11 protein-coding genes are annotated in these 12,950 nt (G+C 63.5%); 4 read left to right on the top strand and 7 right to left on the bottom strand.

What is annotated here, in order from left to right; translation table 11 throughout:
• The coding region (locus RT460_RS03420; protein WP_313317168.1) for an MBG domain-containing protein at positions 1-521 on the top strand (521 nt) is incomplete at its 5' end.
• A gap of 68 nt (positions 522-589) precedes the next feature.
• On the opposite strand, the gene RT460_RS03415 is transcribed toward RT460_RS03420, so the two are convergent.
• Positions 590-1,066 (bottom strand): RcnB family protein, encoded by a 477-nt coding sequence (locus tag RT460_RS03415; RefSeq protein WP_313317167.1) that lies wholly within the window; start codon positions 1,064-1,066, stop codon positions 590-592.
• A 218-nt stretch (positions 1,067-1,284) separates the two neighbouring features.
• Here RT460_RS03415 and ettA point away from each other — a divergent pair, with 218 nt between their 5' ends.
• Positions 1,285-2,949, top strand: a complete 1,665-nt coding sequence (gene ettA, locus RT460_RS03410; protein WP_313317166.1) for an energy-dependent translational throttle protein EttA — start codon at positions 1,285-1,287, stop codon at positions 2,947-2,949.
• 353 nt (positions 2,950-3,302) lie between these two features.
• A complete protein-coding gene (locus RT460_RS03405) occupies positions 3,303-4,619 on the top strand; it encodes an NCS2 family permease (protein WP_313317165.1) in 1,317 nt (438 codons plus the stop codon).
• Positions 4,620-4,658: 39 nt separating this feature from the next.
• On the opposite strand, the gene RT460_RS03400 is transcribed toward RT460_RS03405, so the two are convergent.
• From RT460_RS03400 to RT460_RS03380, 5 genes are all read right to left on the bottom strand, one after another.
• Positions 4,659-5,444, bottom strand: coding sequence for a DUF3667 domain-containing protein (locus RT460_RS03400; protein ID WP_313317163.1), 786 nt, complete (start codon positions 5,442-5,444; stop codon positions 4,659-4,661).
• A gap of 120 nt (positions 5,445-5,564) precedes the next feature.
• The gene (locus RT460_RS03395; protein WP_313317225.1) at positions 5,565-6,458 is read right to left on the bottom strand and encodes a fimbrial protein; all 894 of its coding nucleotides are present in this window, start codon (positions 6,456-6,458) and stop codon (positions 5,565-5,567) included.
• A gap of 129 nt (positions 6,459-6,587) precedes the next feature.
• On the bottom strand, positions 6,588-9,146 hold the full coding sequence (locus tag RT460_RS03390) for a fimbria/pilus outer membrane usher protein (RefSeq protein WP_313317162.1): 2,559 nt from the start codon (positions 9,144-9,146) through the stop codon (positions 6,588-6,590).
• Between the two features lie 107 nt (positions 9,147-9,253).
• Positions 9,254-9,979 carry a molecular chaperone gene (locus tag RT460_RS03385; protein WP_313317161.1) on the bottom strand — a complete coding sequence of 242 codons (726 nt, stop codon included), beginning with the start codon at positions 9,977-9,979 and terminating at the stop codon, positions 9,254-9,256.
• Positions 9,980-10,044: 65 nt separating this feature from the next.
• Positions 10,045-10,584, bottom strand: coding sequence for a fimbrial protein (locus RT460_RS03380; RefSeq protein WP_313317160.1), 540 nt, complete (start codon positions 10,582-10,584; stop codon positions 10,045-10,047).
• A gap of 422 nt (positions 10,585-11,006) precedes the next feature.
• On the opposite strand from RT460_RS03380, the gene RT460_RS03375 reads away from it, so the two are divergent.
• Positions 11,007-11,369, top strand: coding sequence for a hypothetical protein (locus RT460_RS03375; protein ID WP_313317159.1), 363 nt, complete (start codon positions 11,007-11,009; stop codon positions 11,367-11,369).
• A gap of 144 nt (positions 11,370-11,513) precedes the next feature.
• Here RT460_RS03375 and RT460_RS03370 read toward each other — a convergent pair whose 3' ends face one another.
• The gene (locus RT460_RS03370; RefSeq protein ID WP_313317158.1) at positions 11,514-12,944 is read right to left on the bottom strand and encodes a lipid II flippase MurJ; all 1,431 of its coding nucleotides are present in this window, start codon (positions 12,942-12,944) and stop codon (positions 11,514-11,516) included.
• Positions 12,945-12,950 lie beyond the last annotated feature (6 nt).

The raw sequence follows: 12,950 nt of genomic DNA, 5'->3' as shown, positions 1-12,950 counted from the left end.
ATGTCGGCGACTACACCATCACCGCCAACAATGCCGACGGCACCGGCCTGTCCAACTACGACATCACCTATGTCGACGGCACCCTGGACGTGGGCAAGGCAGCACTGACCATCACTGCCACCGACATGTGGAAGTGGGTAGGACAGAGCCTGATCCTGCAGCGCTACTCCGTTACCGGGCTGAAAAACGGCGATACAGTCGACGGCGTGCGTTTGGCCAGCGCAGGGAGCGATGCTTCTGCCCTGCCCGGCTCGTACGACATCCTTGCCAGCGATGCCATTGGTTCCCGCCTGGGCAACTACGACATCCACTACCTGGGCGGTCAACTCGAGGTGGCCGGCACATCCGCCCAAGCCGCGGCGCTAGCGGCACAACTTGTCGCCGCCAACCTGCCGCCCGCCCCTGCCCCGCTGCCGGAAGGCGCCAGCCCGTTGATCTCGATCCGCGAGGGCGGGGTAAGGCAGCCGACCCTCTGCACCGATGCCGAACGGGGCAGCTGCCTGGGCATGCCGCCCGAGTGACGCCCCCAGCGGAATAAACAAGGGCGCATCCCGTGGGATGCGCCCTTGTTTTGTTACCTGGCCAACGATCAGTGATTGAACACGATGTCGGCGATGATGCCGGTGGCAATGGCCACCATCAGCATGTTGCCGCGATCATCGCGGATCCAGCGATGACCATGCGGCGGGCGGCGCACGTGGTAACGGTCATAGTCGTTGACCACGTAAACCGGGCCACCGTAGTAATTGCTGTAGCGGTAGCCGCGCTGGAAGCCATACGGCTGGTACACCACCCGACGTGGCGGGGCATAGTAGCGGCGATCATTGTGACGAGCGTCGCGGTAGCCCTCGCGGTAGCCGTTGGCGTAGTGGCGGCGATCATCACGCCATTCGCGGCGGTCATCCCGACGGTCATGCCCACGACCGCGGTCATTGCCCCGACCACGGTCATCCCAGCCATGACGGCCACGGTCATGGTCGCGATCGCCAGCGGCAAAGGCAGGGGCCGTGGCGCCAAAGGCCAGCAGGGCGGTCATGGCAGCGACAACTAGACGGTTCATTTTCATGGGTGGCCCTCGTAGGGTTGGGTGACGGTTTCCATCATGCTCACGGCGACTGAACGAACTCCGGCTGGAAACGGTTACCTTCTTTCGCATTCACAAATCAGCAAGCCACGTACCCCAATCCGGGCGGGCCGGGCTTGCGGCTATAATGCCCCATTCCCTATTTGCCTTGGGCCCAGTCCCCTCCCGGACCGGGCGCAGGCGTGCGCTACGGAGACGTCATGTCCTCGCAATACATCTACACCATGAACCGCGTCAGCAAGGTGGTCCCGCCCAAGCGGCAGATCATCAAGGACATCTCGCTGTCGTTCTTCCCCGGTGCCAAGATCGGCCTGTTGGGCCTGAACGGCGCCGGCAAGTCCACCGTGCTGAAGATCATGGCCGGTGTGGACACCGATTTCGAGGGCGAGGCCCGCCCGCAGGCCGGCATCAAGGTCGGCTACCTGGAGCAGGAACCGCGCCTGGACCCGGCCCAGACCGTGCGTGAAGCGGTCGAGGAAGGCGTGGGCGAAGTGCTGCAGGCCCAGGCCGCGCTGGACAAGATCTACGACGCCTACGCCGAAGAAGGCGCCGACTTCGATGCACTGGCAAAGGAACAGGAACGGCTGGAAGCCATCCTGGCCGCTGGCGATGCCCACACGCTGGAGAACCAGCTGGACGTGGCCGCCGACGCCCTGCGCCTGCCGCCGTGGGACGCGGTGATCGGCAACCTGTCCGGCGGTGAGAAGCGCCGCGTGGCCCTGTGCCGCCTGCTGCTGCAGAAGCCGGACATGCTGCTGCTCGACGAACCGACCAACCACCTGGACGCCGAATCCGTGGAGTGGCTGGAACAGTTCCTGGCGCGCTATACCGGCACCGTGGTGGCCGTCACCCATGATCGCTACTTCCTGGACAACGCCGCCGAGTGGATCCTGGAACTGGACCGCGGTCGCGGCATTCCGTGGAAGGGCAACTACACCGAATGGTTGATGCAGAAGGACGAGCGCCTGAAGCAGGAAGATAACCAGGAAAAGGCCCGCCAGAAGGCGATCCAGAAGGAACTGGAGTGGTCGCGCCAGAACGCCAAGGGTGGCCGTACCAAGGGCAAGGCCCGCCTGGCCCGCCTGGAAGAGCTGCAGAGCGTTGACTACCAGAAGCGCAACGAAACCAATGAAATCTTCATCCCGCCGGGCGAGCGCCTGGGCAACTCGGTGATGGAGTTCAAGAACGTCTCCAAGAAGTTCGGCGAGCGCCTGCTGATCGACAACCTGTCGATGATCATCCCGCCGGGTGCCATCGTCGGCATCATCGGCCCGAACGGTGCCGGTAAGTCGACCCTGTTCAAGATGATCACCGGCCAGGAAAAGCCGGACTCGGGCGAGATCGTGGTCGGCCCGACCGTCAAGCTGTCCTATGTCGACCAGAGCCGCGACGCGCTGACGGGCAACCACAACGTGTTCCAGGAAATCGCGGGCGGCCTGGACATCCTCAACATCAACGGTGTCGAGATCCAGTCGCGTGCCTACATCGGCCGCTTCAACTTCAAGGGCCAGGACCAGCAGAAGATGGTCGGCTCGCTGTCCGGTGGTGAGCGTGGCCGCCTGCACATGGCCAAGACCCTGCTGCAGGGTGGCAACGTGCTGCTGCTCGACGAACCGTCCAACGATCTGGACATCGAAACCCTGCGTGCGCTGGAAGATGCGTTGCTGGAGTTCCCGGGCAACACCTTCGTCATTTCGCATGACCGTTGGTTCCTGGACCGCATCGCCACGCACATCATTGCCTTCGAAGGCGACTCGCACGTGGAGTTCTTCCAGGGCAACTACCGCGAGTACGAAGAGGACAAGAAGCGTCGCCTCGGCGACGATGCCGGTCCCAAGCGCCTGCGCTTCAAGGCGTTGAAGTAATACCCGACAGACGGCCGCCCAGAGCGGCCGTCTGCTTTTGGCGACGGCGCAGGACAGCGCGCCCTTCGCTTTGAAGCCCCTCTCCCGCCTGCGGGAGAGGGGTTGGGGTGAGGGCAAGCTCTGCGCATGAAACTGGCATCGTTTGCTTTGGTCAGAAAAGCTCAAAGAGCCGAAGAGCGGGTGAAGCTCCCCCTCATCCGCCCCTTCGGGGCACCTTCTCCCGCACGCGGGAGAAGAAAAGGCAGGACTCCGTTTTCGGTTCCTGCGACGGATGGCAGCACGCCCCGCTCCCGCCTCCGGCCCCCTCTCCAACCCAGCGAGAGGACACAGCCTGCAATCCACGGAATTCCCCCATGTCCCTGCTAGACCGAATCTTCAAACTGCAACAACACGGCACCAGCGTCCGCACCGAAGTGCTGGCCGGTATCACCACCTTCCTGACGATGTCCTACATCGTCTTCGTCAACCCGGAAATCCTCGGCACCACCGGCATGGACCCGGGCGCGGTGTTCGTGGCGACCTGTCTGGCGGCGGCGATCGGCTCGGCGGTGATGGCCCTGGCTGCCAACTTCCCGATCGGCATGGCACCGGGCATGGGCTTGAATGCGTTCTTCGCCTTTACCGTGGTGGGCGCTGCCGGTCTGCCCTGGCAGCAGGCCTTGGCCGCGGTGTTCATTTCCGGGCTGGTGTTCTGGGTGCTGTCGCTCACCGGCATCCGCGCATGGCTGGTGGCAGGCATTCCGGCCTCGCTGCGTTCGGCCATCGTGGCCGGCATCGGCCTGTTCCTGGCCATCATCGCGTTGCAGAAATCGAACGTGATCATCGCCAACGAAGACACCATGCTGACCCTGGGGCCGCTCAATACCGCCCCGCCGCTGTTGGCGCTGGCCGGTTTCCTGCTGATCGCCATCCTGGAGGCACGCAAGGTGCGTGGCGCCATCCTGATCGGCATCCTGGCCGTCACCGGCATGGGCTGGGCAATCGGCTCGGTGCAATACCAGGGCATCGTCTCGCTGCCCCCCAGCCTGGCCCCGACCTTCCTGCAACTGGATCTGCCCGGTCTGCTGCATCACGACGGCGGTGCGCCGCTGGCGGTGCTGCTGCAGGTGGTACTGGTATTCGTGCTGGTGGAAGTATTCGATGCCACCGGCACCTTGTACGGCGTACTCGGCCGCGCCGGCCTGTTGAAACTGGAAGACGGCAAGAAGCGCTTCAGTCGCGCCCTGCTCGCCGACAGCAGCGCGATCGTTGCCGGCTCACTGCTCGGCACCAGCTCCACCACCGCCTTTGCCGAAAGCGCCTCCGGCGTGCAGGTGGGCGGCCGCACCGGGCTGACCGCGCTGGTGGTCGCCGCGTTGTTCCTTGCCGCCCTGCTGTTCTCGCCGCTGGCGGCGATGGTGCCGTCCTACGCCACCGCCCCGGCACTGCTGTTCGTCGCCGGGCTGATGCTGCGCGAACTGGTGGACGTGAAGTGGGATGACCTGACCGAGTCGGTACCCGCCGCGCTGTGCGCGCTGGCAATGCCGTTCACCTATTCCATCGCCAATGGCTTGGCCTTCGGCTTCATCGCCTACGCGGCATTGAAGGCCGGCACCGGCCGCTGGCGTGAGGTCCACGCCGCCGTGTGGCTGGTGGCCGGCTTGTTCGTGCTGCGCTACGCATTGGAGTGATTTCTGCGGTGCCGGGCACCGCAGATCGTCTCTATGGGATTATCCGATCCACATCACCGCGATCACCGCTGCCACCACTGCCGCGGAGCTGGCCAGCGAAAAAATCGCCAATGCCAGGATCGTTCGCCACAGGGTTGATCCCAATGGGCGCCCCTGGAAGAACTGCATCAACGATGCTGCGGTATAGATCATCCCCAGCACCCCCGCTAGCACCTGCGTCTGCGGCAACCAGCGGTGCACCAGTACCAGCACCGACCAGATGACGAAGGTCTGCACGGTCAGCAAGGTGGTCACCACCAGCCACTCGGGATAGTTCAGTCTGCTGTAGCGCTTGAACACCAGCCAGAACACCAGCGCTTCGATCGGCAACAGCATCAGGGTGAAGGCGGCGAAATGCGACTCGATCCAAGCGCTGACCGAGCGATAGGCAGCAATGAACCGCAGCGCCTCGGCAGGCAGGGCCTGGCCCATGGCCTCCGTCTGCGAAAAGCCCTCATCCATAAACCCGCCGCCGGTGATCAGGCGATTCAGCAATACCACTGCGGCGGACATCATCGTAATCAACAACAGCGGCTTGACCTGATTGCCGCGCCTGCCTTCTATGTAGTCCCTGAGCAGCGGCCCGGGCCGCAGCATCAACTGCTTGAGCGAGTAGAGGATGCCGCGGTCCATGTGCAGCACGCTGTGCTCCAGCTCATGGCCCAGGAAATGCCAGTCAATGCGATGCACCGGTGTGGGTTGACCACAATTCGGGCAGTACTTCTGGGTGTGATCGGCAACCGCACGATCACAGTTGATGCAAACCTCGTTGACGTGCATCCCCATGCACAGCCCCCCTGATGGTTGAGGCTGCATTCTAGAACGGCGCGCGGACCAACCACCATGGCAATCCGTGCAGGCGCGCCCGGCCGAGGCCGGGCGCCCCACCGTTCAAGCGGCAACACGCTAGTTGTACTGGATGGTGAAAGTGGCCCTGCCGTTGGCCTTGCCCGGCGCGACCTTGCCGGCACGTGTCTGGATGTAGCGCGCCCGCAGCGGCAGGCTGAAGACCTGCGTGGAGGGCGTGGTCAAGCCAAGGTCGATGTTCTGTGCAAAGCGCACCGGCAGTTCGCCGGTACCGCTACGCCTGACCATCTCGATTCCTATACCCGTCGCGGAATCAACCGCTGCGGTCAAGGGCAGGACCCCCGGCAGGTTGGACACGTCCTGGGTCGCGTCCAGGCGAATGGCTATCCGGCTTTGATACTGCGCCAGGTTGCTGCCCCTGCAGTCCAGGGCAATTTCAAAATCCCTGTCCGCCACACGGGCCCCCACACCGCTGAATGCACTGCTGGGCACCGCGCCGAAATCAACCACCACGTTGCGACTGCCCGCCTGCACCGAGCAGGTCGGCGTCACCACCGTGGTACCGCTGCCAAAGAAGCTGGACGTCAGCACGGGCCTGGCCTGACTATCACCGTCGAAGTAGTACGAGGTGAACAGCCCGGGCGGCGCAATGGGGCCTGATCCGGTAGCGGCAGCGGTCTTGATCAGCTCCACCTTGAACGTACCGCCGGCAAGGCTGAGGGTACCGTTACCAAAGGTGAGGCTGTGCGGATAGAACGCCTGGATCTCGCCAGAGTCCCGGTAGACGCGGATGCCGACGCCGACAATATTGGTGGCGAATACGTTGCTGAAACCGGGTACGGGTATCTGCTGGGGCGCATTGACGAAACGCCCAATGGCCGAGCCACCACCGCCCGTGCAGGTGGCCACGCTGTTGCGCTGGTTTATCGGCACTACCAGTTCCTTGATCACCGCACCAATGGGCAACGTCGGCAGGATCACCACCTGCCCCATGTCCAATGCGCACGTCCTGTGCGACGAACGCGGTGGAACTGAGTGAACAGCGGGCCTTTGCCTGCGGCGCGAACGCAACCCCGGCCAGCACCAGCATCGCCATCCCGTGGGTGCGCAACCCAATACACGTCAGCGACATGTTGCCTCCAGCTTGATGAAGCCCAGCGCCGCACCTTCCGTCTCCGCTGGCAATTGATAGTCGACCCCGCACCGCTGATCCTCGGCCTCACCCCAGGAAACCACCAAGTGGCCGCGCTCAAGTTCGGTACGCATGTACAAACGCCCGCCCTGCCCCATCATGCCCACCGTCTGTCCCTGCACATCCGCAGCCTGGGCCCCCAACGGCAGGAATCCGCCCTGCGCATCGCGCAGCTGGATCAGCACCGCGCGGCCCTTGCGGGTCTGGAATTTCAGGTAGCTGATTGCCCCGGCGTAAGGAGCGATCGACTGGCTGCTGCTTTCCAGCTCAACGTCGCGCGCCATGTCCTGCGGATCCAGCGTCACCGTATTGAGGCGATAAGGGGACACATAGGGAACCACCGCATAGCCGCGCCCATCAATGCGCAAGCCGGGTGCATTGGTCAGGTGCGCATCCACGGCCCCCGGCGCCTGCACCAGAACCATGGTTTCACCGCGCTGCGGCGTAAAGGTCAGGCCGCCACCGTGGCCAACGATGCTGCCGCTGGCGCCGAGCGAGAGCTGGCGGAAATCACTTGAATAGCCGTAGGACGCGGTCATTGCCGCATAACGTCCCTGGTAGGCCATGTTGGCGACGGCATTGCCGCTGCCCTGGCGACTGTCGGTCACCGCCAAGCCATAACTGAGCGCATTATCCCGTCCAGCCGAACCCGTGATCCCGACGCGGCTGCTGTCATACCCACCGTGCTGGCGTGCGCCGATATCGGTACTGAAGGACACAGGGCGATCACCCCGTCCCAAAGGCATGTTCACGCTCAGCAGGTACTGGGTGTCGTTCCTGCCAAAGATGCCCTCTTCGGTCCGCAGTGCGGACACACCCAGGTTGAGCCTGCGCCAGGCGGTGTTATAGCCCAACTGGTACTGGGTGCTTGTGCCGGGCCGGTCATAGAAGTCACGCACCGACCCTGTCAGGTACAAGGCACCATAGCGCTGTCCCAGTGGCTGGTTCATCGTCAACTGGAACTGGCTGCGTTGACGCCCCTGCGCCAGCGTACCGAAACCACGCTCCACCGCGTCACGGGCGTACAGCGCGTCCTGCAGGCTGTAGAAACCACGCGTGGAGTAGCGATACGCCGCCAACGTCAGGCTGGTACCGGTACCCGAGAACAACGAGCTGTAACTCAGGCGCACACTCGCGCCTTGCCGATCCCCGAGAAAGTGCAGCTGCGTGCGGGCGTGGGTGACATCGGCTGCAAATGCACCCAGCGGCGTCGAGATGCCTGCGCCATACAACAGGGAGCTGTAGCCTTCACTCAACGCAGCACCGGCGTACAGGGTCAGCTGGTTGCCGATGCCACGCTGATAGGTGCCTTGCAGCAACCAGGGTTCATCGAGCAACCGATCGCTGCGGACCTCGCCCGCAGTAATCGCATAGCGCGATATGCCCGGGCGCAACATCTGCGCCACCGAACCGAAGGGAACCTTGAACTGGCGGTTCCTGCCATCGGCTTCTATCACCCGCACCTCCAGATCCCCACCGTACCCGGTTGGGTACAGGTCCTCGATCACGAACGCACCGGGAGATACCGTGGACGAATAGATCAGCTGCTGGTTCTGGCGGATTTCCACGCGCGCATTGGTCTCCGCGATGCCGCGCACCACCGGCGCATAACCGCGCAGCGAATCGGGCAGCATGCGGTCATCGCTGACCAGGCTCACCCCTCGGTACCCAACCGAATCAAACAGCTCGCCGTTGCTGAAGGCCTCGCCGATGGTCAACATGCCCCGTATGGGTGCGATGCCGCGCTGTGCATACGTCGAAATCCGCTGCCAATGACTGCCTGCACCTTCGCGCCAGGTGAGATTGGAATCCTGTCGAAGCTGCCAGCCCCCCAGGTTCAAGCCCAGGTTCAAGCCGAGGTAGGCGTTGCGATTACTTTGGCCACCGACCGTTCGCACATCGCTGTCCAGCACGTTGAAGTTGTAGCCAACGAACCCCGCATTGATACCTCGGTCCCATAACGCTGGATTGACGTAACCACGCGCTTGCCGGCGCATGAACGTCTGCGGGATGCTCACGTCGTAACGCAGGGAAGCACTGTCATAACGCCCGTAGGCATCCTGCATGCGCTTGTGCACTGGCACGCAGTCATCCGTGGCAGTATCCGCCGCGCGTGTGCCATCGGCGAGCTGCTGGGTGTCCACGCCCAGTTCTTCCAGCTGCGCCAGGCTCAAGCAGGCAGCTACGTCACCTTGGCTGTCTGCCTTGAACATCACGTCGCGGCGCCCCTGCCAAACACCGTTGACGTAGATGTCCACCCGGTAGCTGCCGGCAACCATGGGGTTGCCATTGGCAAACACCGAAAGGTCGACCTTGCGCCCTTGGCCGGACAGAAAGTCGGAATCGAATTCGGCGGTTACCGGCGCGCGCGCCCGGCTTGCCGCCGCGCCATCCAGCAAGGCGTGCGCACCTGGTTCGGGCGCTGGCGCTGCATGGACAGGACTTGAGCAGGCTGCCGCCGCCATCAGGCAGGCACACGGGCGCAGCATCACTGGCCTGGCCGCCAGTATGTTCCGCAACGATGTCGCCAACCTGCTCTCGATCACAGCTGCGTTCCTTCAGGACGATTGCGCTGACAGATCACTCCACGACGCGCTCAATGCGCTTGGCCATCCGCATCCAGGCTGATGGTGTATTCATTCCTTCCGCCATAGTCGTTGACGGTAGAGAAGCGCAATGACCGCGCCGTAGCGGGTGCCTTGAACTGCAGTGACTGTCCCGGCCCGACCATCTTCCCCTTGTCATCGATCACCTCTTCGCCGGCACTGGAGAGCGCCCATACTTCGGCAAGGGTCACGTGGTAGGGCGTTGGGTTTTCTACCCGCAGCCGCCCATCCTCTCGCTTCCATTGCAGCGCCTTGGGTGCCTCGTTGGCCAAACCCTTCAGGCCCTGCGGGCGATAGAACAGCTTGATGCGCGAGCGAAACGCGACCTGCAGGTAGTTCTGCCCATCATCCAGCTGCTGTGGCGAAGGCGGGACGTCCAGCACGTTGAGCCAGAACAGCGATTCCTGGTCCCTTGGCAGCTCCGCACCGGTGAACACCACGCGCAGGGCCTGGCTGCGCCCCGGCTCGACGCGGCTGATCGGCGGCGTCAGCATGAATGGTGCATCCGCATTGTCGGCGGTCTGTTCTACGTCACCGCTGTCGATCCACGCCTGCACCAACGCAGGAGAATCACCCACGTTGTCGACCTGTATGGTGATCTCGCGCGCCTGCGCCGGATAAATCGCGCGGGTACCGTTGACCACCACTCCCGCATCGGCCCGCGCTGCCGAAAGCAGCAGCACGAGCAGCACGGAAATGGAAAATTTCGTCTTCATCACGCGTGGTGCCCCATGGGAAAGTGCCCCGGTTGGACGCTGCCAACCGGGGCAAGCACAGAGCATCAGTTGTAGATGATCGTGTACTTCACGCTGCTGGTGACTTCACCCGGCGTTGCCGCACCAGTGGCGTAGTACTCGACGAAGTAGTTCAGATTGGCCGAACCATCGGCGGCCACCGTCACCCACTGCGAGTTCGCCTGCGCGCTGCCGGCACCGGCGGTCACAACCGGCAGGAAAGAACTGTTGTCGCCCAGCAACTGCAGCTGCACCTGGCCAGCGGCATTGGCAGCAGCGGTGTTGTTCAGGCGGCCACTGGACAGATCGATGGTGGCGCCGGGTTCGAAGTAGGTGGCGACGTCACCCGGATTGCAATCGGTCAGATTGATGGAGAACGGCGTGCGTCCGGCAACCTGTCCGGCAACTGCCAGCGTGCTGCTGGAAACGGTTGGCAAGGTCACCGTGAAATCCTTGCCCTGCGGCGTGGCGATCGTGCAGGTCTTGTCGGTGACCTCGCCATTGAAGGTGATGGTGCCGTCGACAGCACCGGCTGCGAATGAGGTGGCTGCAACTACGAGGCCAACGAAGAGAGAGACAGTGCGCATTGCGTTTACCTTGCCCTGGATTGGAATGAAGACCGGTGAAACAGGGATCAACCGCGGAGAACGCCCCTGCCTCGCATTTGATTGGGAACCCGATGCAACGCATCGCGTCCGGGTGCGAACACTAGCAACAAATAATGTGATGGCCTTCGCATTAATTGCGATTTGGCGCCGTACCCCAGTTAGACGCAGGCGTTGTCGGCTTCCTCAGTTGTAATCAACGCGGCTGCATTAACGATTTATCGTTTCGTACCCTTGATAAAAGCGAACACTGATGCGCTTTCTGCAGCGTCATTTGCCTGACAAATCCTAGTTTGATGGCGATCACTCAATGCACGTGATGGCTGCTGGCAGTTCTGGAATTTGCCCCTTCTGCATCACGAACGACAGGCGCCTACTGAAAGCCCACAACGCGGAGCGCAGCCATGAACCGTTCTCTCCTGCTTGCCGTGGCATTGATCGCAACAGCCGGCGTAGCGAACGCCGATGGAGGCACTGTGCACTTCGGTGGTCGGATCACCGATCCTGGGTGCGCAGCAAGCCTTACCTTGGCGCGACAGCAACTCCAGTTGAACGACTGCCCGCGCTCCGCACAGGGCGCCACGGTAAGCGTCGCGTTGCTGGATACGGGACGCATCGTTGATCTGGGTACAGACACCAACGCACCCGGCCTGCACACGCTGATAGCGCCTTCGCACCAGAATGGACGCCTGTTTTCCACGCACTATCAGCTGCGCCATCGCGAGCCCGTCGGCAGCGGCTACATGGTGATGATCAATTATCTCTAGCAGGCGTGGCAGCTCGCCCCGCCTGCGGCCGGGGGGAGCGATGCACATGCAGGGTCCCGACCCAATCGGCTACGGGACCGTGCATGTCACCAACGCACGCAAGGATGCCCGACGAAACCATCGTCTTGCTGCAGCGGTCCACCGTTAGTTGGCCGGCCCGCCTTGTCGCACCGCCCGCACCGTCCAGGCCACCATCACCAACAGGCAAACCGTGGCCAACAGCGCCGCCACGCCGATCTGCTGCCATTGCCCCAATGCCATCTGGAACACGCCAGCGGCGAGAGCCAAGGCAACTAGCGCCACCAAGGGCAAGCGGTAGATGACCGGGGCGCGCAACAAGCCGTAGCTGCGCAGGAACAGGAATGCGGTCAACAGGCAGCCGGCCAGTGCAGCCCACGCAATACCTGCCGCGCCCGTCAATGCCGGCACCAGCAGCAATGCTACCGCGTTGAGCGCACTGCCCTGCAGCTCGCAGCGCATCGGCAACACGGTATCGCCGGTTGCATACGCATAACGTGCCAGCAGTGCGTTCCAGGCGCCGAACACGATTACGCAGGCAAACCACGCCAACAGCAGCGGCAACTGGCCTTGCGCCATGCCGGCTGGCAGGAACAGTTCGACCAGCGACGGTGCCGCGCCCACCATGCCCACGGCCGCCGGCAAGGTCATGCTGGCCGTGACCAGCAGTCCGATCTGCAGCGCGTGGCGGCGTGCCGCGGCATCCCCCGCCAAGCGCGTCATCCGCGCCAGCACCACCTGGTTGAGGCTCATCAGTGCCACCAGCGGCAGGTTGACCAACTTGCGCGCAAGATTGACCACGGTGATCGCGCCTTCGCCCAGGAACGACGCACAGATGCGCTCCAGCAACACCAGTCCTTGGCTGGCACCGGCGCTGACCAGCAATGGTCCGAGCTTGCGATACAGCGCCCGCGCATCGCTACCGTTCCAGTTCCATTGCCAGGGGCGCCAGCCGGCGCGCCACAGCAGGGGCAGCACGGACAACATCATCAGTACCGCGCCGGCAATGAACGCCAGGGCCAGGGTGCGCTCCTGGGTGTGGCTGCGTTGCAGCAGCAGCACGATTACCGCGGGCAGGTTGTAAAGGAACGACCCCAGGCCGGCCAGCATGAAATGCTCCTTGGCCTGCCCTACCGCCGCTGCCAATGCGTGGACCATCACCAGCGGCACCGTCCATGCCAGCAACATCAGACTGGACGCTGCCACCTGCCGCACGGCCGGCGCCATGCCCGGACCGATCACAGTCACCCACAGGGTGGATGCGACACTCAGGACAAGTGCAATCAACACGCCGGTCAGCAGCAGGCTACCCAGCTGGGTGGCGATCCAGCGCGGTTGCTGCGGCGCAGCCACCCGCTGGAACAAGGGCAAGGCGGCCGAGGACAGCAGGCCCGCAGCCAAGGTCATGCGGATCGCCTCGGGCACGAACAACGCCACCAGGAAGCCATCGGTGCGCGCGCCCGCGCCCCAGGCATCGACCAGCAGCCACTCGCGGCCAAAGCCCAGCGCAAGGCCGGCGATGGTGGCAAGGGTCAACCAGAGCGTGGCGCGGAACATCGCGGA

Source organism: Stenotrophomonas sp., from assembly GCF_032061965.1.
In the GTDB taxonomy this organism is placed as follows: domain Bacteria; phylum Pseudomonadota; class Gammaproteobacteria; order Xanthomonadales; family Xanthomonadaceae; genus Stenotrophomonas.
Note: the sequence above shows the minus strand (reverse complement) of the source record. Positions and strands in the feature narration are given on the sequence as shown.